Source organism: Pelagimonas varians (assembly GCF_003208435.1).
GTDB lineage: Bacteria > Pseudomonadota > Alphaproteobacteria > Rhodobacterales > Rhodobacteraceae > Pelagimonas > Pelagimonas varians.
The window spans coordinates 1-23,079 of record NZ_QKMF01000004.1; the positions used below are offsets into that span (position 1 = coordinate 1).

A 23,079-nucleotide genomic window follows, 5' to 3' on the forward strand; every position below is an offset into this window, starting at 1 on the left:
GGCAAGTCGCGGAAGTGCAAATCCGCATCGCAGTCCTTAACCGCTACACCGCTTTGGGCATACCAGTCACTGAGCCTGTAGGCTAAATCCGGATGAGGAAAAGGGAAGCTCGCCTTTCATCCGATTTGTGCAACAAAGCTCAAAGAATGTGATCTTTTCCTCTACCATTGATTTTCCGAGGGCTTCTTCGGACAGGACTTGGGTTGCCCATAAATAGGTTCGGGATTTTGGCTTGGCGGTTAGTCTGAGTGCGTTTCAAAACTCGGGCGATCCCGGAGTTTATGCCCTTGATAGCGCACTCTTCGGGTGGTCAATTGCCAAGCACAAATAGGTTACGGTAGTTGGGACTGGGCCGCCGGTTTGTTTCCAAAACAAATCAATGGACTCCTTGATCTTCCTACATGACACAATGGATTTTCTGGCATGGAGCGACGTTGGAGCGATCAGCCGCGCTCTCCCAAATCCCCCAGTGGCGGTGGCCGTGGTTTGGCTGAAAATGTCTCTTTTAAGGGGTAAGAGGCGGGGAAACGCCGTGGGCAACCGGATGTCAAAATGCATCTGCAAAGACCTTTTTGGTCCCCAAACGCCTGATCAACGTCGCCCGGGCGCAGAAACGCCTTCAAATTTGCATCATATTTAACCTGAATGATTCGCAGTTTCGAAGTCACTGAATGAGACAGCCATGGCCAATATTCTGCCACAAGGCTCATTGGTTCCACATTCGATACAAGGTCACGATTTTTTCCAAAAAGATGTCGGAACGTTGCAGGCTTGGCTTTGCCTCGGCTGATTGTTGCCAATTGCGATACGGTGCTGGGCATTCCGCGGTGGATTATCGGCAAAATCATCTAAAATTAGAGATTTTGGTAGGTTTTTATGTGTTTTTGAAATGGCGTGTGGAAACAATTTGCACACAACCTTTAGAAAATTATTCGGGTTTTGGGGTGGATTTCGACATTTTGTACTGAACAGACACGGCGGTTGCGCCTTTTTCTCTTTCGATAGCAGTGGCGAGGCATTATTACTGTCGGCAAGCCCAACTGGGGGGTGAAGACATAGGCCACGGGGGCGGCCGCTGAACTGTTGTGCATCTGGCTAGGTGCGAAGTGAAGCGATAGGCGGATTCCGCCTGTGCCGCATAAGGCGTTCTTCGTCCACGCAAGACGTGGGCAGAGGCAGCGCGGACACTTCGCAGACATTCAGGCGCGACGAGCGATTATTGAACGGGCAGTGCAGTGGGCATTGCTTGCCGCAAATGCGGTAGGGGAATGCCCCCGTCTGAGTATAGAAGGGTCTGACTATGGCTGATTTATTTTTGAACTGGGGTGCTTTGGGTGCCTACGGAACTTCGCTGGCCGACACACCACAAAGTGAAGTGACTGCGACAGTGGACACAGGCGGCGTCGCCGTTGATATCACCTTCGACAGCGAGGACGAAGGCGCAGAAGCTTTCACCTTCAACGCTTTTGGTTTTTTCGAAGCCGGTGAGACTCAAAACCCTCAGTCACATCTCAAACTGCTTGGTGAAGGTGGTGACGGCGGCACTGCAACCGCGACATCGACAACGATTTTGGATTTCCGCGCGGTGGACACCGACGCGTATAGTGACAACGTCCAGAATGTTTCGTTCCGCCTGAATGACGTTGACGAGTCAGCTGTGTCTGGCGATCTTGAAGGCGGCGGCATTAATTTCGAAGACGTCGTGACTATCAAAGCCTATGACGTCGATGGCAACATCGTTCCTGTTACCTTGACGCCCTCCGGCACTGCGACGGTTGTTAACACGACAGTTGACGGAAATACTGAATCTGGTTTTGAAGATGCGGTCGGCTCGGTTTTGGTTGAAATTCCAGGCCCCGTTTCGCGGATTGAAATCGAATACGACAATGGCGGCGAATCCAGCCAAGCCGTTCTGGTATCTGATGTCGAGTTTTCGACCGTCGATCTATGCGACGAAAACGGCGATCCCATTGCCGTTGACGATAGCGAAACCACCGCGCTCGACACTGCTGTGATCATCGATGTGTTGGGCAATGATAGTGATCCCGATGGGGATCCGCTTTCAATTGCAGCGTATACCGCGCCGATAAATGGTAATGTCACCGACAATGGTGATGGTACTATGACCTACACGCCGGCCCCCGGTTTCAGCGGAACCGACTCGTTCTCCTATGTGATTGAAGACGGCAATGGCGGTTCCGACACGGGCGCTGTAACGGTCGAAGTTGAAGTGGACCCGGCTCCGCCAGTCGAAAACCAAGACCCGATTGCCGTTGACGACGCCGCGACAACTGCGGTTGGCACACCCGTTGTGATCGACAACCCTGCGTCCAACGATTCCGATCCCGATGGCGATACCCTGACTGTTGATAGTCTTGGCACACCTGGCAACGGTTCCGTTATCCAAAACGACGATGGTACAGTCACCTATACACCAGACGACGGTTTTTCAGGTGTTGACACCTTTGATTATGAAGTGTCGGACGGGCTTGGCGGCACAGATACAGGTACGGTGACGGTAGAAGTTGACTCCCCGCCTGATGACGAGCCTACCAATCAAGACCCGACTGCAGTTGATGACACAGCCGCAACGCCTCTGGATACGCCTATTATTATTCCGGATCCATCCGGCAATGACACGGATCCAGAGGGTGATCCTTTGACTGTGACCTCTATCGGGGTTCCGACCAATGGCACTGCAGAGTTGAACCCGGATGGAACTGTTACCTACACGCCTGATGACGGATATCAGGGTAGTGACACGATTTCCTATGTGGTTGACGACGGATTTGGTGGCACAGACACCGGCGAAATCGTGGTTTCGGTCGGCGGAGTGGTCACAACCGGTACCGAAACTGGGATTATCGACGATGATATCTTCCCTGTTGCGCCAGAATTCCAAGAGCTCGATCCGCTCAATGGATTGGACGAAGACCCGGATCCAAGCGACAACGTCGACAGTGTGACAGGCACTTCTGGTGCAGACTCGATCGCAACCGGTGACGACGACGATACTATTAACTCAGGTGACGGTGATGACACCGTCGAGCCCGGGATAGATGATGACTTGGTGGACTTGGGCGGCGGCGACGACTTTCTCAATGACATCCAAGGTGCTGACACCATTTTGGGCGGCGGCGGTGACGATACGATCATCGCGGGTATCGACACCTTCAGCGACTACGCTGATGGCGACCCGGCCTTCGCGTCTGGAACTCTTTTGAACCAGTTGGGTTTCGACAGAGATCCTAATCAAGAAGATGGCCGTGACAGCGTCGAAGGTGGCTCTGGCGACGACGTGATTTTGACGGGTGATGACGCCGATACGATCCTCGGTGGCTCTGGCGACGATACGATCAACGCAGGCATCGACGACGACAGCGTCGCAGGTGGTACCGGTGACGATTCAATCCTCGGTGGTCACGGGTCTGACACCTTGTTGGGTGGTCAAGGCAATGACTATCTGGATGCGTCCTTGACCGGTGCAATTGCAGAAGAGGTGGATGCGACAGACATCTCGACTGACAACGACATGGACTTGGTTCGTGGCGGTCAGGGCGACGACACATTGATCGGTGGCGATGACGACGACTCATTGGATGGCGGTCAAGGCGATGACTCAATCGACGCCGGTATTGACGACGACAATGTTACTGGTGGTGTCGGCGACGATACAATCATCGGTGGACACGGCAGCGACACCTTGGACGGTGGTCAGGGGGATGACTTCATCGACGGCTCCAACATGGCTTCGTTGGAAATTCCTGATGCGACAGACCCTGATCCAGAAGACGACCGTGACTTTATCAACGGCGCATTGGGCGACGACACCCTCTATGGCGGCGATGACGACGACACCTTGATCGGTGGCTCGGGCGAGGACTTCTTGCACGGCGGCATTGATGAAGACAGCATCAGCGGCGGCGCTGACGACGACACGCTGGTTGGTGGTCGTGGCAATGACACCCTTGATGGTGGTGCTGGCCAAGACAGCATCCGTGGTGGCGAAGACCGCGACATGATCCGTGTGAACAGTGCTGCAGAAGGCTCTGGTGATACGGTTGATGGCGGCTCTGAAGGGGATGACTATGACATCCTCGATTTGGGCGGTGCAGGAGAGCGTGACGTAGATTGGCGTCTTGTGAACCAAACGCCAGACAGCAATGGCAACGGCACTGACGGGACGGTTGAGTTCCTCGATGGGTCCGGCGCAGTGACCGGCACGATGGACTTCTTTGAAATCGAAGAGATCGTCTGCTTCACACCGGGTACCTTGATTGCAACTCCGCAGGGCGAACGTCTGGTTGAGGATCTGGTCGAAGGCGACCGTGTCATCACCCGCGACAACGGCATTCAGGAGATCAAATGGCTGGGTCGTAAAGACCTGACCGGGCATGATTTGGCGCGCAAGCCTCACTTCAACCCAATCTTGATCCAACAAGGTGCGCTGGGTAACAACTTGCCAGAACATGATCTTCTGGTATCGCCAAACCACCGTGTGCTGGTCGCCAATGACAAGACCGCGTTGTATTTTGAAGAGCGCGAAGTTCTGGTCGCTGCCAAGCATCTGACCGGTCTTGACGGTGTAGACGAAGTCGAAAGCCTCGGCGTGAGCTACATCCACGTGATGTTCGAAGGCCATGAGGTGATCTTGTCCAACGGTGCATGGACCGAAAGCTTCCAGCCCGGTGATTACAGCCTCAAAGGTATCGGCAACGCCCAACGTCAGGAAATCTTTGAACTGTTCCCGGAATTGGAGCATGCCGAAGGGATCAAGGCCTATGGTTCTGCCCGCCGGTCATTGAAAAAGCACGAAGCCGCGCTTTTGACCAAGTGACCCTCTAAGACAACGCTGAATATGCAGCTCGGTCCGGCCTTTCAGGCTGGACCGGAACTGGGCAGTCCATTTTTTGGGCTGCCCTTTTTTGTGTTTGGCCGGCAGAAAACAACCTTCTGTAACTGGCCATGTGAATCATTGCACGGCTTGTATCTTTGTGGTTCGGTTTTCCATCCGCAGGTGCGGCAAACCGAATTAGACCAAAGGGCGCTGAGGTGCAGTCATTTACATCCCCCCCCCATCATTTCCATTTTATTTTGATGGATTGTTATCAGATGTTGACCTTGGTTTCGGCCCTCGAAACTTTGCAAAACGCCAACCTTAATGCGGCGGCACAAGTGTTCAGCTGGTCATTCCATTGCCCCGGGCCGCAACCCTTGTCGTCGCTCGGTGTCGCGTCTTTCCCCTGCGCACCGCTTGAAGACATTCGAAACCCGCGCGAGGTGATTATCGTCGGCGGGCCAGATGTGACAGTGCTCAATGTCAATAAACTCAATGTTTGGCTCAACCGTCATGCGCGAAACGGGGTTCGGTTGTCAGGCCTGACCACGGGTGCCTTTGTTCTGGGATATGCCGGTCTAATCGGCGATGCCGAGGTCACAATGCATTGGCAGTTTCGCGACGCATTTCGCGAAACTTTTGCTGATGTTGACCTGAGCCCGCGGCCTTATGTGGCGACGGGAACACGCTGCAGCAGTTCTGGCGGCGTTTCGGCGATCGATTTGTTTTTGACCTTCTTGGTGGATTACCGCGGTCAAGAATTCGCGGAATCTGTCTCCGAAAGCATGAATTATGTGACCATGCAGCAGGTGCAACAGGTGGCGTCGGCCGAAGCGTCGACGCGTACACGGATTAAAAACGGGCCGACGGTTGCCGCGCTTGAAATCATGGAAGCCAACCTTGAGTTCCCGGTGACTCCTCCGCAGATCGCGGCGGAAGTCGGGGTGTCGACCCGCCAATTGGAGCGGTTGTTTGGCAAACATCTCGGGCAAAGTCCCAAACGGCACTATATGCACCTGCGTTTGCGGCGTGCCTATTTCTTGCTAACACAAACCAAAATGCCGGTGATCGAAGTGGCAATTGCTTGCGGCTTTCAATCTCCGGGCCATTTTTCAAAATGCTTTCGGAATGAGTTTGCCTTGACGCCAACCGAATTATTGAAGTCCCACCGGGTTTGAGGCTCTGGAGGGCAATATGGAATTGTCAGCCAGGCGCCAGAACGACGTTTTCAGAGCGCCATTCGGCCCATGCTTCGGGGGTATCAAGATCAATCAGGGCGTGTTCGCCGGGCAGGGCGACATAGCGCAGTCGGTGTTTGTTGTGGCGCAACACCTGCCGTGCGCCTTGATCGCCGGACACAGCCATTAAGGCCATAAAGCAATCAGCGGGAAACAGGACCGGATGACCGGGGGTGCCATTGGCGCTGGTGCCTTGCTGCAATGTAGGATGCGCCTGATTGTCAAAGGCCTGCATTACGGCTTGTAAATCTGCGGTGGTTAGCTCGGGCATATCGGCGGGCAGGATCATCGCCGCTCTAAACCCACGCGGCAATATCCCGTTGCCCCTTAGCATCCCGATGCCCCGGCGCAACGAGGCCGACATCCCCAAATTGGAATCCGGCACACTGATGATTTGCACAGGCAAGCCTTGCAAAACCGCTGCGCGCGGGTGGGCATGATCAGGTAAGGTGACGACAACATGCGCACCGGTTGCCAAGGCAACCTTAACCTGTCGGCGCAGCAAGGGCTGGCCGTCTACGATTTGAAGGAGTTTGTCTTTACCCCGCATGCGCCGGCTGGCACCGGCTGCGGGAATCACAATGGCGATATCTAGCATGGCCGCACCATAGCCCACAAAGTCGAGATCTCGCAGGGCTTAATTGATAAAAATCACGCCTAGGTTGTGTCATCCACGCATCTGAGCCCCATCAGCATCAAAAAGAGGATGTTTCAAAAGGGTGGATTTGCACATATTGCCAAGCACTTCTATCTCGACATTCATGTCTGGACGAACCAGGTGACGCGGCACCAGCGCCAATGCGATTGATTTGTTCAAATAGTGTGAATACCCGCCCGAAGTGCAGTACCCTTGAACTTTTCCATCTATCCAGACCGGTTCATAGGCGTTGACGTCACAGCCATCGGTCTCAATTTCAAAAGCGACAGAGGTGCGTTCAGGCGGTGATGCACGCTCGGCTTCGGCGGCGGCGCGGCCGATGAAATCAGTGGATTTATTCCATGAAATGAAGCGGTCCAGACCGGTTTCAGCCGCCGTGTAATCAGGGGAATATTCCCGCCCCCAAGCGCCAAAGAATTTGTCCAAACGCAGGCTCATCATAGCGCGCATGCCAAAGGGTTTCATTCCGTGCGGTTGTCCGGCCTGCCATAGGCTGTGCCAAAGTTGCCGCTGCGCCATCGGATCGCAGAACACTTCGTAACCCAGATCGCCGGTGTAGCTGACGCGTTGAACAAGGCAGTCGGTCATACCAACAGTCATGCTACGCACATCCATAAAGCGCATGTCGCTGATGTCGCTGCGTGTACAGGCAGTCAGCACATCGCGGGCGCGTGGCCCTGCTATTTGAAATCCGGTCACCGTGTCGCTGACGTTTTCGACCGTGACCCTTTCTTCAATGTGCTGCAAGAACCAGCGCATATGATAGGCCTGCGCCCCATAGGAGGCCGTTAGGCGGAACGCGGTGTCTGACAGGCAAGACACAGTGAAATCACCGATAATCCGGCCGGACGGGGCCAGCATTGGTGTCAAAGACATCCGGCCCGGCTTGGGGATGCGTCCTGCCATGATCCGGTCCAGCCACGCACGCGCGTTTGGTCCGGTGATGCTGTATTTGCCAAAGTTATGGGTTTCATTGATACCAACGCCCGACCGCACGGCCTGCACTTCGCGCGCTGTGGCGTCAAAGGCGTTGGACCGGCGGAACGACGGGGTTTCATAGCGCGGCTCGCCTTTTCCGGCGAAGTAATTGACCACTTCAAGCCCGTATTGAGCACCCCAGACTGCTCCCATACTGTCAAAGATGTCGTACATGGGCGTCGTGCGATTGGGGCGGGCTGCGGGCAGTTCTTCGTTCGGGTAGCTGACCGAGAAGCGAGTCTGATAATTTTCGATCACCTTAGGCAGCGTATAGCCTGGCGAAATCCAGTCGCCAAAGCGCGCAACATCCATGGCGGCGGTGTCACGTTCACATTCACCTTGGACCATCCATTGCGCCAGCATCAACCCAACGCCGCCACCCTGAGAGAATCCTGCCATGACACCACAGGCGCTCCAATAGCCGCGCAGGCCCGGGATCGGGCCGACCAATGGATTGCCATCAGGTGCAAAGGTAAACGGCCCGTGAATGACGGATTTCACCCCAGCCGTTTCCAACACTGGAAAGCGTTTATAGGCGAAATCAATACTATCCGCGATTTTGTCAAAGTCGTCTGGCAACAGCTCGTGACCAAAGCTCCAAGGGGTGCCATCCACGGCCCACGGTCGGCAGGGTTGCTCATAGAATCCAATACATAACCCGCGACCTTCTTGGCGCAGATAGCTTTCGCCTGCAGGGTCCATGACATGGGGATGTTCGGAGTCGCTTTGGTAGATTTCGGGGATGTCATCGGTGACAATGTACTGGTGTTCCATCGGGTGAAGCGGCAGATAGACACCCGCCATTGCCCCGACTTCGCGCGCCCAAAGACCGCCTGCATTGACCACATGTTCTGTTTGGATCGTACCCTTGTCCGTTACCACATCCCATGTTCCGTCAGGCCGCTGTGTGGTCTCAATGACTTTGGTGTGCGTGACGATATCCGCGCCCCCTATGCGCGCGGCCTTGGCATAGGCGTGGGTGGTGCCGCTGGGGTCAAGGTGGCCATCCAGCGGATCATAAAGGGCACCAATGATGCCATCTGTATTGATGATTGGTGCAAATCTTTTGATTTCATCTGGGCCGAGGATATTGGTCTCAAGGCCCATGTAACGATGCTTGGCCCGCTCGGCGAGCAGCATGTCAAAACGGTCTTGATTGTCGGCCAAGGTGATGCCGCCGACATGGTGCAACCCGCATGACATGCCGGTGATTTCTTCAAGCTCTTTGTAGAGGTTGATTGTATAGCCTTGCAGCGCCGCCATATTCGTGTCGCCGTTCAGGGTGTGAAACCCGCCCGCGGCATGCCAAGTTGAACCGCTGGTCAGTTCTGACCTTTCAACCAACATGACATCGGACCACCCCAATTTGGTAAGATGGTACAAAACCGAGGCACCGACAACGCCGCCTCCGATTACGACTACACGTGTGGTGGTCTTCATGGCGGTCTCCTTGCGGCGAATGGCCAAATGCGGCCTGCTATAGGACAAGTGTATGAAGATGGATTTCGGAGTGCTTTACCCAAACGCGACAAAAATTGTCGTTTTCTACTCGGGGCCAGTGAATACCCTTAGGATCAAGCGGTGTTCTGGTGAGGCGTGTAGGGATTCAGTTATGGGTTCAGGCTGGCAAAATGACGATGAGGCCGCCCAAACGATGTGTTTGGACGGCCTCATGGTCATTCGGTGGATGCGTTCCGGCCGCATTGACGCGGATCTTACAATGGGCGAACCTTGAGCAAGGTCACGCGGTTGTTGTGACGTTGCAGCACTTCAAATCGGAAGTTATGGAACGAGAAAACCTGACCGGTCACAGGGATCATTTGCGCTTCGTGGATGACCAGCCCGGCGACGGTATTGGCTTCGTCATCGGGCAAAGGAAGGTCGGTTGCACGGATGAAGTCGCGGATCGTCATCGCCCCTTCGATCAGGTAATCACCATCTTCAGCCTTGCGAATTTCCTGGGCCTCATCGGGATCAAATTCATCGGTGATTTCGCCGACAATCTCTTCGAGGATGTCTTCAAGGGTGATCAATCCTTGCAACGATCCGTATTCATCGACCACCAAGGCAAAATGGGTGCGGCGGCGCAAGAACTGCCGCATTTGTTCATCCAGCGATGTGGTGTCAGGCACAAAATATGGCTTCATCGCCACATTGGTGACTTCGAATCCCTGCAAGGCCCCTTCGGAGGTGCCGACCTGATCGAGCAGTTTATACATTGCGCGCAGCAGGTCTTTTGCATGAACGACACCAACAATATTTTCGGGATCATTGCGAAATACGGGCAGACGGGTGTGCGAGCTTTGTAAACACTGTTCCAAAATCGCCTGTGGCGCAGCATCTGCGTCAATCATTTCGATGCCCGACCTGTGCAGCATGATTTCCTCAACCATACGGTCACCCAAATCAAGCGCGCCCAAAATCCGGTCGCGATCTTCTTTTTCGACCACACCTTCGGAATGCCCCAGTTGCAAGGCCCCGGCGATTTCTTCGCGAACCGCAAGGATGTGGCTGTCAGGATCGGTTTGAACCCCGAACAGCCGCAAGACACCGCGCACCAAAAGCCGAACGGCAGAGACCATCGGCGCAAAGAGCCGCACAACGATGCTGATGGGGCCGGCCACCCGCGCGGCTGCGGTTTCTGGGTTGGTGATTGCATAGGTCTTGGGCAGAACCTCGGCAAAGATCAGCACCAAAAGGGTCATAACCAATGTCGCAATAACAACGCCGCTTTCACCAAAGGCACCGGTGAACAAGGCTGTCGCCATTGAGGTCGCCAAAATGTTCACAAGGTTGTTGCCCAAAAGGACAGAACCGATCAGTCGCTCATTGTCTTCGGTAATCTCCAGTGCCTTGGACGCGCCCTCTGACCCTTTGTCTTGGGCAGCGCGCAATTTCCCGCGCGACGCCGCGGTCAAGGCTGTTTCAGAGCCCGAGAAAAACGCCGACAAGGTCAGCAATGCCAAAATTGACAAGGATGTGATCCAAAAAGCGGTGTCTATCACGCTGGGTTCGGCTTCCATGAGGCGGGCATTCCTTTATGTTTGGATGTGTTATGGGCCTGCGAGGGGTCTCATTCAAGAGGGGACGATCATGGCCGCAATTCGGGTGAAGCATCTGTTTGACAGTCCAGAGCCGGTTCTGGTCTTTGGCGGACCGTATTCAAACCTGCAAGCTACACAGGCCATGCGGGCCGTGGCCACGCAGTTGGGCATTCCGGCAGATCGGTGCATTTGCACCGGTGATGTGGTGGCCTATTGCGCAAACCCTGTTGAAACGGTGCGTGAAATTCGCGACTGGGGCTGCGCTGTGCTGGCCGGAAATTGCGAAAAGCAGCTGGCGGAAGAGGCGGATGACTGTGGCTGCGGTTTTGGCAGCGGTACAACCTGTGATCGGCTTTCGGCCAGTTGGTATGCATTTGCGTCGGCGGCATTGGACGCAGAGGCGCGCACCTGGATGCGTGAATTGCCGGATGTTTTGACGTTCGGGCATGGTTCAGAGCGGGTGTTGGCCCTGCATGGCGGTCTGACAGACATCAGCCGGTTTTTGTGGCCAACGTCCCCTAACGCCGCGTTTTCGGAAGAGCTAAGTGCTGTGAGGAGGCAGTTGCAACAAGGCCAAAGCGGGGGCCGGATCACGCAGGTTGTGGCGGGACACTGCGGCATGGTGTTTGACCGCAACATGGATGGAATGCGCTGGAGCAATGCCGGAGCCATTGGGATGCCGCCAAATGATGGCACCCCTGCGACCCGCTACATGATCCTAGAAGGTGGGAATGTCAGTTTTAACCGGTTGAACTATGACCACAATGCTGCAGCCCAAGCGATGGAAACGGCAGGTTTAACCCAAGGGTATCATCTGGCTTTGCGCAATGGTGATTGGCCATCGGAAGACGTTTTACCAGCGGAGCTGCGGCGTCAATGATCGCGGAATTTGGACAAAGCCGCGCAGCAGTTTAGCGCCAGCAGAGCGATTTTTCGTCGAAAAATCGTGCCAGCGTTTAATCATCGGCCATGGGGTGATGTTGCAAGACCAGCTCTTTGAGGCGTTCTTCGAGGACGTGGGTGTAGATCTCTGTGGTCGCCACATCCGCATGCCCCAAGAGCGTTTGGATAGATCGCAGATCGGCCCCGTTTGCCAGTAAATGCGTGGCAAAGGCGTGCCGCAATGTGTGCGGTGTCACGCTGGCGGGGGATACACCAGCATCCACCGCAAACTCTTTTATTAGCATGTAAAAAGCATGCCGCGTCAGATGGCCTGATTTCCCGCGTGACGGGAACAAAAATGTTGATGCAGGTTTGCCTTTGGTTTGTGCCAGATCATCGTGTTTATCGCGGGCAACTACCCATTCCACCAAAGCCATCCGGGCAGGCGCAGACAAAGGCACCATCCGTTCTTTGCCTCCCTTACCGCGCACCAGTAGCATCTTTGGATCGCCGCGCGCGGCCGAGATAGGCAGTGAGACCAGTTCGGTGACCCGCATACCCGTCGCATAAAGCACCTGCATCAGGCAGGTGTTGCGAAGCCGGTCAGCAAGCGAACGCCCGTGGGCGCTTGCCGCGATCAAAAGGCGATCTACCTCGTCCGTGGACAGGGTTTTGGGAAGGCGTTTGTCGCGGCCCGGCCCTGAGATTTGCACCGCTGGATTATCTTGCCGAAGCCCTTCTTCAAATGCAAACCGGTAGAGCTGTTTGACCGCAGATAGCCGGCGTGCACGCGTTGCCTTGGACAGGCCTTGCGTGTCGCAATAGATCATATAGCCTTCGACATCGGTCCGTTGAGCCGAACTGAAATCATGCCCTTGATCGCCCAGCCAATCCGAGAAATGGTCCAAATCCCGTTGGTAAGCTGCCAGCGTATTGGCTGCAGCACCGCGTTCGGCGGCAATCGCATCTAGAAAGCTCGAAGTCCAACGCGTTGTGGTCATTGCCGCGCCCTTTCGGCCCCAAGCAAGACGAGCTGTAGGGCAGAGCGGCGGGCGGTATCCTCTAACCCGAGGGTGCGAAAAGTGGCCAAAGCATCGGTTAAATCTTGACTGTTGCCTTGGGCTCCGCTGGCAAAAAGGGCCATGGAGCGCAATATAACTTCGCCAAGGCGGCCTTGGTCAAGCTGGTCCTTTAGAGCCGCTGGCATTTCGGCATCCCCGAAACCCAAAGCCACAGGCCCGACATGCGGCAGGTCTGGCAAATCAATGACGCCGGGGTCTTCGCCGCGCGCCAGGGCGGTCAAAAACCGGATTTCGGCGGTGTCTTGACCTGTGCGGCGGGACAGTTCTTCAAAGTTCGGTGATAAAAAGGCGGCGCGGATTGCAGTGCTTTCGGCGCGCCCCTTGAGCGATTCATAGGGGAGCTGGGCGGCGAACAGTTCGGCAAATGGCACAAGCAATCTAGCGCTGCGCATTTGTGGCCAAATTTCCTGCAAAGTCTGCCCTATGGCGTCCGGCGTACCGCGCTCCAATGCCAGTTCAAAATTCTGCAAGGCCTGCACCCGGTCCCATACGCCGCCAGAAGCAGCGGCCTGGCGGCGGGTATAAAGCCCCAACAAACGGTTGGCGGGAAGGCTGCCATTGCGGGCCAATCGTTCGGCGGCTTCAATTTGCGCGCGCCATCCGTTGTCGCCGCCTAAATCCAAAACAGAAAACGGCAGCGGCAGCGGTGCGGTTGGTAACGGTTCCCCCAAGGCTTCGAACAGGCGAAATTCGAGCGGGGTAGGCCGAACGGGCGGCAAGAGCGTCGGACTGGATTCGTGCAGTTCCGGGTCCAGGAAGCGGGCCAGAAGATCCGCATCTCTGCTGCTCAATTCGCCAAGGGTTTCCGCGCTGCGCAAGATCAATACAGCCCGATTCCAATCGCCGCTTTGGGCGGTGCAATAAATGCGCAGCGCAAAATCGTTAGATAGGCGCGGGCGGGTAAGCAACGCTTTGCAAACCGGATCCGGGCGGCCCACCAACAGGTTCAGGTCCGCCCATTTTGAGAACAGCTGCGGGATTTCGACGCCGACAATATCCAGCAAGGCAAGCGATTCATCAACCGCGCCGGTTTTCATCAGCCAATCAAGCCGGTTGGTCAAATGGGTCACGCCTTCTGATCCCGCTTTGGGGGGATCAGCTTCGGCCAGCATCAAAGTCCGCATCAAAGTGCGCAGGGCCGGGACCGGTTGATCTACTGCCCGGATCAAATCACCAAGTGTTTTGGGATTTGAGCCAAGCCAGATTGTGGCTGGCAATCCGGTTCGGGACGACGGGAGCAAGCCAACCGCACCGGGATCCGGTGCGTCCAACGGGCTTGATTCGATCTGCGGTGGCAAAGCGTTTTGCGAAATCGGCGCGTTTTGTGCAACCGATGCAGTCTGAGCTGCCGCAACCGCCGGAACCCAAAATAAAGCGCAGAGAAGTGTTTTAATTTGCATCCAGCTCAACAGGTATATGGATTTCAGTTTGTGGTGGGCTAAAATCAGCCCCAAAGAATGGCCCGATATAGGCATATGCCGCCAGCGCCAATGCGCCCAGCAGTGCCAATATGAACAGCCATTTTATGATGCGCCCCATACGTATGCTTTCCCTGCTGCGTCTTTTTTCGAACTTATACCTAGCCTTTTTGGCTGGTTCACGTCATTCACGCAACGAAATAAGGAATGAGCGAGAGATGGCCGAGGAGCAACCCCACAATCACGTTATCTTGCACAAGACGATCGTTCTTGTGGGCATGATGGGCGCTGGCAAAACCGCTGTTGGCCGTACTCTGGCTGCGCAACTCGGGGTGGACTTCCTCGATTCCGATCATGAAATCGAAATCGCCGCAGATCGCAGTATTGCCGAGATTTTTTCCCGAGACGGAGAAGCATTCTTTCGTGAGAAAGAAAGTCAGGTGATCGAACGCCTGCTTGAGGGAACGCCCGGTGTTCTGTCAACAGGTGGCGGAGCGTTTTTGGCACCGCGCAACCGCGAGATGATTACCGCAAAAGGCGTGTCGATCTGGTTGGATGCGGGCCTTGAGGTGCTGTGGGAACGCGTGCGTCACAAAAATACCCGGCCTTTGCTGCAAACTTCTGATCCTAAGGCGACACTGGCCGGCATCTATGAAGCGCGGGTGCCGATATATGCCATGGCGGATGTTTCGGTGGCGTCAGGGTCAAATACTTCGCTAGAGGAAATGGGCGCGCGGGTGCAACAAGAATTGCTGGCACAGCGTCCGGACGTTTTGGAGGCAGTGACATGATGGAAGTTGTTGAAGTCCCGCTAGAGGGCCGCGAATACCAAGTGCGGATCGGGCAGGGCCTGTTGCAAGACGCAGGGGCGCATATAGCCCCGCTTTTGGCCCGCAAACGCGTTGCGATTGTGACAGATGAAAATGTCGAGGCTTTGCATCTTGAAACCCTGACCCGCGCGCTTGAGGCCGAGGGGATCGAACATGTTTCAATGAGCCTGCCAGCCGGTGAGGCGACCAAAAGCTGGCCGCATTTCACCCGGACGGTGGAATGGCTGCTTGAGCAAAAGATTGAGCGCCGCGATGTGGTTGTGGCACTTGGCGGCGGTGTGATCGGGGATCTGGTCGGCTTTGCTGCGGCTGTTTTGCGGCGGGGCGTGCGGTTCGTGCAAATTCCCACCAGTCTGTTGGCACAGGTCGACAGTTCGGTTGGCGGTAAAACCGGAATAAACGCTCCGCAAGGCAAGAATCTGATTGGATCGTTTCATCAACCGTCACTGGTGCTGGCAGACATCGATGTTCTGGGCACTTTGACCAAACGAGACTATCTGGCTGGCTATGGTGAAGTTGCGAAATACGGTCTGCTTGGCGATGCGGGTTTCTTTGAGTGGCTGGAACAAAATGGCGAACGTGCGGCGGCCGGAGACGCTGATGCGCGAATCTACGCGGTCAAACGGTCTGTCCAGATGAAGGCCGAAATTGTATTGCGTGATGAAACTGAACAAGGCGATCGCGCGCTTTTGAACTTGGGGCACACCTTTTGCCACGCTCTAGAGGCCGCGACCGGATTTTCAGACCGCTTGTTGCACGGTGAGGGCGTCGCTATTGGATGCGCTCTGGCGTTTGAGCTGTCTTCGCGTTTGGGTTTGTGTAGTCAAGAAGACCCTAGCCGTGTGCGCGCGCACCTCAAAACCATGGGGATGAAATGTGATCTGTCCGACATTCCCGGCGACCTGCCAACTGCAGATGTTTTGTTGGACTTAATGGGGCAGGACAAGAAAGTTGTCGATGGTCAGCTGCGGTTTATTCTGGCGCGCGGCATCGGTGAAAGCTTTGTCACCTCTGATGTGCCCAGCGATAAGGTTTTGACATTGCTGAAAGATCAATTGCGCTGACCTTTCGGTATCATTTCGGATAACGATACAGTCAAAAAAGGCCGGCATTGACGCCGGCCTTTGGTTTTTAGAATGGAATTTCGTCGTCGATGTCGCGCGCTGGTGGGCGAGACTGGCCCTGACCTCCGCCGCTGGCCCCGCCGCCGCCACCTTGACCGCCGCCATATCCGGGGTCGTCATAGCCGCCACCTTGACCGCCGCCGTAGTCCCCGCCGCCGCCGCCATAGCCGCCACCTTGGCCGCCACCACCACCGCCGCCGCCATCGCGACCGTCAAGCATCACTAAAGTACCGCTAAACCCTTGAAGGACAACTTCGGTCGAATAGCGGTCAGCGCCAGATTGATCTTGCCATTTGCGTGTCTGCAATTGGCCTTCAATATAGACCTTGGAGCCTTTGCGCAGGTATTGCTCCGCGACTCGAACCAAACCTTCTTGAAAGATCGCCACTGAATGCCATTCGGTTTTTTCGCGGCGCTCTCCGGTGCTCCGGTCTTTCCAGTTTTCCGAAGTGGCGATGCGCAGGTTACAGACCTTGCCGCCGTTCTGGAAACTGCGGACCTCAGGGTCTCGACCCAAATTTCCCACTAAGATCACTTTGTTAACAGAACCGGCCATGCTCTCTCCTTGCGCTTTTATGCGAATCTATCGGCAATTGTTCGCCGAACCTATACCAGCGCTGGAGCAGAAACAAAGGGGCGGTAGGGAAGGTGCTGGCGATATGGCGAATTTCAGCTATATTGCGCGTAGTCGAGATGCCGGACCTGAGTTTGGCGATTTTTGTGGGCAGGGGGCTGTCATGTCTAGTTTACGGTTTGGGGTGCTGTCAGCCCTTGCGATTGGCGTGATGGGGCAGGCCGCGATGGCCGATGTTTTGTCGACCAAAAGCCGGGCGCGCTTGTTTAGCAGCCAGACAAGTGTTCTCGATAGTCGGGCATCCCAGCAGTACAATAACTCTATCCGTCTAAAACCGCCCACTGTTATCACGCCGACAAAATATGGCGCACTTCCATCGGGCCCCGAAGGGGCCGTGCCGAAGTATCGCGGACGGTATAACGGACCCTATGCAGTCATGGCACGGGCTGCGGCGCGTAAACATGGTATCCCCGAGGACCTGTTTTTGCGCTTGGTCAAGCAAGAGTCCGGTTTCAATCCCAAAGCAAAATCGCACGCTGGCGCAATTGGTCTGGCACAGTTGATGCCTGGAACGGCCAAGTCTATGGGGGTCGATCCCAAAGATCCGAAACAAAATCTGGATGGCGGCGCACGTTACCTCAAAATTCAATACGTCAAATTCAAGTCCTGGCGTTTGGCTTTGGCGGCCTACAATGCGGGCCCAGGTGCGGTTTTGAAACACGGCGGCATTCCTCCGTACAAAGAAACCAAAAACTATGTCAAAAGGATCTGGGGCAGCTGATTTTCAGTATGCTTTAGGCCTTGTTATTGGTTTTGGTCCATTTTGAATATCAGAAGATATTTGGGTTGGATGGTCGATGCATAGGCAAATCGGATTCCGTGAAACTACACGGGTGCTGGCAGCCGCCGCATTTTGGATGTTGGTGTCATGGAATCAGGCCTTGGCGCAGTCTTGTGAACTGCCTAGTCAGCTGTCTCGCTTGGTGGATTCTTTGGCAGCGCTGCCTGATGACGAAGGATCAATTTCTGTGCGCACGGCCGCGCAAATCGCTTCATTGCTCGAAAACATCGATGATCAATCCTTGGTGGCTGACCTACGTGAAAATGGCTTGGTTAGCCTGTCTCGCCTTGTGGGGGATGTGACCAATGAGGCAGACCGAATTGCCACAAGCGTAGAAGTTTCGGATGCGCGCAGGCTGAACCTGATTTTGCGGGATTTGAACCAACAAACGCTCATAGCCTGTGCACATGCAGGGGATGCCGTTTTTGAGCAATTTGAACAAGATAGCTATGACGGTTTTTCGTCAATTGCAGACTTGGACTGGCAGGCTGTCAACGGTTTGCTGACCGAAAGTAAAACGGTTGGCATGGGCGTTTTGGTGACTTTGGTGGGGGGCGTGGTCGGGGTTTTGTACCTGATTGATAGTGGATATCGCATGGTTATGGCCCTGATGTACAACCGCAAAGCCTGTAGAATTCCGGTGACGTTGCGATTGGGCACTCAGACCTTTCAAGCGACCATCGTCACATTGGGGCGGGGCGGGTGCCGTGTGCATCCAACCGACCTTGACGAATTTGATGATCACCTTGCGCAAATGCGCCAAGTCCCGACGCTGTTTGACATTGATGGTTTTGTCATCGAGGCAAATATCAGCGCCATTTACGAAGACGTGTCGGACTTCAGATTTCGTCAAAACATCCATCTAAGGGCGCAAAAAACGCTTTTAAAACTGTCCACGATTTCGCCCTATTACGTGAAGAAAACCGGTAAAAAACCGACCAGTCAGGAAAAGCAATTGGCGCTCTAAATGTGACTGGCCGGAACTGGGCCGTCTATTCGGCAGCAATCTTGATCACAGGCTCCATCTGATTCAATTGCGCATCGCTGAGATGGCATTTCAGCTGATGCCCATGGCTCAGGGTTCGCACCGGCGGGATTTCTTGTTCACATAGCCCGCCGGGCACCTTTGACTTCCAACGGCACCGGGTTTGAAATGGACACCCTGAAGGAGGGTTCATTGCCGAAGGGATATCCCCTTCAAGGACAATGTGCTGCTTTTCGATCGAAGTGTCGGCGATGGGAACCGCGGACAATAGCGCTTCGGTGTAGGGGTGGTAGGGCGGCGAAAACACCTGATCTGTTGTGCCCAGCTCAACCACATGGCCCAAGTACATCACCATGACTCGGTCCGATAAATATCGGACAATCGACAGGTCATGGCTGATGAACAGCAAGGTGGTTTTATGTTCGCGCTGGATCTCCATCAACAGATCTGTGACTGCGGCTTGCACAGACACATCCAAAGCTGAAACCGGTTCGTCTGCGACGACGATCCGCGCGTCACCGGCAAAAGCGCGGGCAATGCCAACCCGTTGTTTTTGACCACCTGACAACTGTCGCGGCATCCGGTCCGCAAAAGCGCGGGGCAGCTTCACCAGATCGAGCAAGGTGAGCATCCGGTCGCGGCGAGCCGCATCACTATCGCCAACCCCGAACACTTCGAGGGCGCGGATGATCTGCCGGCCCACGGTCATAGAAGGGTTCAGCGTATCGAACGGGTTTTGGAACACCATTTGAATATCCGCGATGGTGCTTGTGTCGCGATCCTCGATTGGGATGTCTTGGATCTCACGATTGTCGAGCAGGATCTTCCCTTCGGTTGCTGTTTCTAACCCCATCAACACCTTGGCAAATGTGGATTTCCCACAGCCGGATTCGCCAACAATGGCAAGCGTTTCGCCCTCTCGCGCTTCAAAGCTGAGGGTTTCATTGGCTTTTACGACCTTCTTTTCCCCCGAACTTCCAAAGAGCGCATTGGCGGCAACCTCGTAATACTTGCGGAGGTTTTCCATCTTCAGCACAACGCGTCCGGGGGCCGGTTTTTCAGTGCTGTCGCCTTGGACAATGGGTGCGTTCCAGTCAATTTCCTGAAACTTAAGGCACCTAGTGTCGTGCCGTTCTTGGCTTGTCGCAGCCATCGGAATGGCTTGGGCGTCACAACGTCCGGCTTCAAAGTAGTCACACCTTGGGCCAAAGTTACATCCGTTTGGGCGTTCATGCGGCAGAGGAAAGTTGCCGGGAATTGCCTTCAACGGCCGGGCGTTTTTGTCTGCGCCGGGCAGGGGGATCGACCGAAACAAGGCCTGCGTATAGGGGTGTTGCATGTGGTCGAACACTGCTTCGATTGATCCGGTTTCGACGGCCTCGCCGCTGTACATCACACAAAGCCGGTCGCAGGTTTCCAATACCAAGCCAAGGTTGTGCGAAATGAACAGCATGGACGTGCCGTATTTCGCGCCCAGCTCCTTTACCAGCTCAACGACGGCGGCCTCGACGGTGACGTCCAAGGCTGTTGTTGGCTCGTCCAAAATCAACAAAGACGGCTCCGCCATAAGGGCCATTGCAATCACAATGCGTTGCTGTTGGCCGCCAGACAGCTGATGCGGATAGCTGTCCAGCATACGTTTGGGATCAGGCAGTTTTACATCGGTGACCACTTGCAAAGCGCGGTCGTAGGCTTCGCTTTTGGAGACACCTTTGTGGACAATCGGCACTTCCATCAACTGGCTGCCGATCTTCATCGCCGGGTTTAAGCTGGCCATCGGTTCTTGGTAGATCATCGCAATCTCGGAGCCGCGAATATCCCGCAGCTCTTCCATGCTCATGGCACCCAGATCCCGACCTTTGAACTTTATCGAGCCGCTGACAATCTTGCCGTTTTTGCCCAAATCCTGCATGACGCCCAAGGCCACTGTGGATTTGCCGCAACCGGATTCTCCGACAAGCCCGACGGCTTCTCCGGGCATAACCTTGACTGAAAAATCCATCACCGCAGGGATTTCCCGCAGCCGCGTGAAAAAGGAAATCGACAGGTTTTCGATCTCTAGAATGGGGCCGTCGTAACCGTCTGTCATCTTATGTCTCCTTGGCGGAGGAACAGTGAAAAGTTGCCGTTTCGCCTGTTCGCAAATACGTTGGGGGGCCGGGGGCTGTGCCCCGGTCCGCACCTCTCATCAATCGCGCAGGCTCTCTTCGCGCAGGCCGTCTGCCAGCAGATTGAGCCCGAGAACCAGCGACAACAGCGCCATGGCGGGCGGCAGCGCCGGATGCAGATAAACCGACAGAAGCTTGCGCCCTTCGTTGATCGTTGACCCCCAATCAGGGCTTTCTGGCGGCAGACCCAGCCCAAAGAACCCAAGCGTGCCGAGCAAAATTGTGGTGTAACCAATCCGCAGGCAGAAATCGACGATCAGCGGCCCGCGAGCGTTGGGCAAGATTTCCCAAAGCATTATATACCAAGGGCGTTCACCGCGCGTTTGCGCTGCCGCCACATAATCGCGGGTTTTAATGTCCATCGTCAGGCCGCGCACAATCCGGAACACCGTTGGCGAATTGACAAAAACCACAGAGACAAACACCACAAGCGTGCCGCCCGGAATGTCAAAAAAGTCCAATGGCCAGAAATCAATTTTGCTGCCAGCTTCGTTGATCAAGGATAGATAGAGCAGGGTCAAAGGCACCAGAACAACGGCCAGCCGCACAATGTTTTTATTCGGCTGTGTCCGAAAGCGCGAATGAATCAACACACCGGAAAAAGCGAGCGGGCTGATGAACAAGACCACCGCCATGTACTGCGGCAAACCGGTCGCGACGATCTCTGGAGTAACCAGAAGATAGAACAGCAAGATCACCGGAAACGCGAGGATGAGGTTGGCGAGAAAGCTTAGCACTGTATCGAGCCGTCCGCCAAAGTATCCGGCAGGCAAGCCCAGGGTGATGCCAACCATAAAGGCGAACAAGGTGGCAAGCGGTGCGATGGCGATCACCACCGTGCTGCCCATCACCATGCGGGTGAACACATCGCGCGCCAGTTTGTCACCGCCCAGCAAATAATAGGCATACTCACCGTCTTCGGCACCTTTTAGCGGCGTTCCGGGCACTTTGTTTTTCATGCCGGATACTTGAGACAGCGGGTCATGGGTGCTGATCAGATCGAACAGGCCGGCAAAGATGGCCGTGAACACCCAAAACATCACCAGTGCGAAACCGATCATACCGACAGTGCTATCAAACAGCTTTCCGTATAGTCCCAGCCGCCGTTTGTAGCGCATTGAGACAGTGAATAGAGCAATCAAGGCCACCCAAACAGGGGTGAACTGGATTATGATTTGCGTGAAAATGGCGCCCCAGCTTAACGGATCCACAAGCGCCCCCTATGTTACGCTGATGCGCGGGTTGAGATAGACATATCCAATGTCCGAGATCAGCTGCGTTGTCAGAACAACGAAAACCGACACAACGGAAATACCCAGCAGCATTTCGATGTCATTATTGCCGGCGGCACGCACCAGTTCCCAGCCAAGCCCTTTGTATTGAAACAAGGTTTCGACAATCACGACGCCGTTCAGCAGCCATGGGATCTGCAACATGATCACCGTGAAAGGGGCGATCAGCGCGTTGCGCAATGCGTGTTTGATCACAACGTTGCCAAAGCTCACACCCTTTAGCCGGGCGGTGCGAATGTATTGTGCCGTCATAACTTCGGCCATCGAGGCGCGGGTCATTCGGGCGATATACCCCATGCCGTAAAGCGCGATGGTCAGGACCGGTAAAAAGAAGTTTTCGAAGGTCGGATTTTCCATCGCCTTAGCGGCAGATCCTTTGAAAAGCGCTTTGCCTTCAATCCATTCATGCGCCACCAACCATTGGTTGATGGGTGATTTGGATGAGGCCAGCAGCGCGATGAAGATAACACCGGAAACATATTCGGGGGTCGCGGTCGATAAAATCGATACGCTGGACAGGCTGCGATCTGTGACAGATCCCTCGCGCATCCCTGCCAGAACACCGATAATCAACGCACAGGGGATCATAACAATCATCACCCAAAGCATTAAATACCCTGTGTTTTGCAGTCGTGGTTTCAGCACCTCGCCAACAGGTGCCTTGGACACTGATGACCAACCCCAGTCTCCTTGCAAAATGCCGCAATACTGCGGGGCATCGGCGGGCTGCATACCCGGCTTGATGCAGCGGCCAATCACCTTGCCGTCTTCATCGACATGCCGAAAAGACGGCACGACGCCGATCCATTCCGCATATTTCTTTGGCGTGGATTGCAAATAACCGCGGTCGGTCAGCCAACTGGCGACAGCTTCGTCCGACATCCGGAAATTGCCCTGCGTTTTCGCAAGTTTTTCCAGATTGGGATAAAGGTTGGTCAGAAAGAATACGATGTAGGTCAGACATAGTGCCGTCAGGATCATTATCCCGAGGCGTCTGAGAAAAAATAGTCCCATGGGTGCCCCTGTTGGTGGCTGGACGAAATCCGCCCCGAGAAGCGGGCGGTTGTGTCTCTTGTTCTGGCTCAGGACGAAAAAGGGCGCACCATTAAGTGCGCCCTTCTGGTATTA

17 protein-coding genes are annotated in these 23,079 nt (G+C 55.1%); 7 read left to right on the plus strand and 10 right to left on the minus strand.

Annotation, left to right across the window (positions count from 1 at the left end):
- Positions 1–1,300: 1,300 nt before the first annotated feature.
- Positions 1,301–4,837, plus strand: coding sequence for an Ig-like domain-containing protein (locus C8N36_RS06110; RefSeq protein ID WP_097804123.1), 3,537 nt, complete (start codon positions 1,301–1,303; stop codon positions 4,835–4,837).
- Positions 4,838–5,112: 275 nt separating this feature from the next.
- The gene (locus C8N36_RS06120) at positions 5,113–6,015 is read left to right on the plus strand and encodes a GlxA family transcriptional regulator (RefSeq protein ID WP_170125825.1); all 903 of its coding nucleotides are present in this window, start codon (positions 5,113–5,115) and stop codon (positions 6,013–6,015) included.
- A gap of 25 nt (positions 6,016–6,040) precedes the next feature.
- Here C8N36_RS06120 and C8N36_RS06125 read toward each other — a convergent pair whose 3' ends face one another.
- From C8N36_RS06125 to C8N36_RS06140, 3 genes are all read right to left on the minus strand, one after another.
- Positions 6,041–6,673, minus strand: coding sequence for a nucleotidyltransferase family protein (locus C8N36_RS06125; protein WP_097804121.1), 633 nt, complete (start codon positions 6,671–6,673; stop codon positions 6,041–6,043).
- A 69-nt stretch (positions 6,674–6,742) separates the two neighbouring features.
- Positions 6,743–9,151: a GcvT family protein gene (locus C8N36_RS06130; protein ID WP_097804120.1), complete on the minus strand. Its 2,409-nt coding sequence runs from the start codon at positions 9,149–9,151 to the stop codon at positions 6,743–6,745.
- Between the two features lie 275 nt (positions 9,152–9,426).
- Positions 9,427–10,734, minus strand: coding sequence for an HlyC/CorC family transporter (locus C8N36_RS06140; protein ID WP_097804119.1), 1,308 nt, complete (start codon positions 10,732–10,734; stop codon positions 9,427–9,429).
- Positions 10,735–10,804: 70 nt separating this feature from the next.
- Here C8N36_RS06140 and C8N36_RS06145 point away from each other — a divergent pair, with 70 nt between their 5' ends.
- A complete protein-coding gene (locus C8N36_RS06145; RefSeq protein ID WP_097804118.1) occupies positions 10,805–11,635 on the plus strand; it encodes a metallophosphoesterase family protein in 831 nt (276 codons plus the stop codon).
- A 76-nt stretch (positions 11,636–11,711) separates the two neighbouring features.
- Here C8N36_RS06145 and C8N36_RS06150 read toward each other — a convergent pair whose 3' ends face one another.
- The 3 genes from C8N36_RS06150 to C8N36_RS24120 are packed head-to-tail and all read right to left on the minus strand — an operon-like array spanning position 11,712 to position 14,258.
- The gene (locus C8N36_RS06150) at positions 11,712–12,638 is read right to left on the minus strand and encodes a site-specific tyrosine recombinase XerD (RefSeq protein ID WP_097804117.1); all 927 of its coding nucleotides are present in this window, start codon (positions 12,636–12,638) and stop codon (positions 11,712–11,714) included.
- On the minus strand, positions 12,635–14,119 hold the full coding sequence (locus C8N36_RS06155; protein ID WP_097804116.1) for a hypothetical protein: 1,485 nt from the start codon (positions 14,117–14,119) through the stop codon (positions 12,635–12,637). Before C8N36_RS06155 ends, C8N36_RS06150 begins: the two co-directional genes overlap by 4 nt.
- Entirely contained in the window at positions 14,109–14,258 is a 150-nt protein-coding gene (locus C8N36_RS24120; protein WP_170125826.1) for a hypothetical protein, read from the minus strand. The genes C8N36_RS06155 and C8N36_RS24120 overlap by 11 nt, the downstream gene beginning before the upstream one ends.
- 97 nt (positions 14,259–14,355) lie before the next feature.
- Here C8N36_RS24120 and C8N36_RS06160 point away from each other — a divergent pair, with 97 nt between their 5' ends.
- The gene (locus C8N36_RS06160) at positions 14,356–14,928 is read left to right on the plus strand and encodes a shikimate kinase (protein WP_097804115.1); all 573 of its coding nucleotides are present in this window, start codon (positions 14,356–14,358) and stop codon (positions 14,926–14,928) included.
- Positions 14,925–16,031, plus strand: coding sequence for a 3-dehydroquinate synthase (gene aroB, locus C8N36_RS06165; protein ID WP_097804114.1), 1,107 nt, complete (start codon positions 14,925–14,927; stop codon positions 16,029–16,031). Before C8N36_RS06160 ends, aroB begins: the two co-directional genes overlap by 4 nt.
- A gap of 67 nt (positions 16,032–16,098) precedes the next feature.
- Here the strand turns inward: aroB and ssb are convergent, their stop codons facing one another.
- The gene (gene ssb / locus C8N36_RS06170; protein ID WP_097804113.1) at positions 16,099–16,647 is read right to left on the minus strand and encodes a single-stranded DNA-binding protein; all 549 of its coding nucleotides are present in this window, start codon (positions 16,645–16,647) and stop codon (positions 16,099–16,101) included.
- Between the two features lie 229 nt (positions 16,648–16,876).
- Here ssb and C8N36_RS06175 point away from each other — a divergent pair, with 229 nt between their 5' ends.
- Both C8N36_RS06175 and C8N36_RS06180 read left to right on the plus strand, forming a co-directional pair.
- Positions 16,877–17,446 carry a lytic transglycosylase domain-containing protein gene (locus C8N36_RS06175; protein ID WP_245910759.1) on the plus strand — a complete coding sequence of 190 codons (570 nt, stop codon included), beginning with the start codon at positions 16,877–16,879 and terminating at the stop codon, positions 17,444–17,446.
- A gap of 76 nt (positions 17,447–17,522) precedes the next feature.
- Positions 17,523–18,473, plus strand: coding sequence for a hypothetical protein (locus tag C8N36_RS06180; protein WP_097804112.1), 951 nt, complete (start codon positions 17,523–17,525; stop codon positions 18,471–18,473).
- A gap of 25 nt (positions 18,474–18,498) precedes the next feature.
- Here C8N36_RS06180 and C8N36_RS06185 read toward each other — a convergent pair whose 3' ends face one another.
- The 3 genes from C8N36_RS06185 to C8N36_RS06195 form a co-directional block, all read right to left on the minus strand.
- Positions 18,499–20,580, minus strand: coding sequence for a dipeptide ABC transporter ATP-binding protein (locus tag C8N36_RS06185; RefSeq protein ID WP_097804111.1), 2,082 nt, complete (start codon positions 20,578–20,580; stop codon positions 18,499–18,501).
- 99 nt (positions 20,581–20,679) lie between these two features.
- Positions 20,680–21,870 (minus strand): ABC transporter permease, encoded by a 1,191-nt coding sequence (locus tag C8N36_RS06190; RefSeq protein ID WP_097804110.1) that lies wholly within the window; start codon positions 21,868–21,870, stop codon positions 20,680–20,682.
- Between the two features lie 9 nt (positions 21,871–21,879).
- Entirely contained in the window at positions 21,880–22,965 is a 1,086-nt protein-coding gene (locus tag C8N36_RS06195; RefSeq protein WP_097804109.1) for an ABC transporter permease, read from the minus strand.
- Positions 22,966–23,079 lie beyond the last annotated feature (114 nt).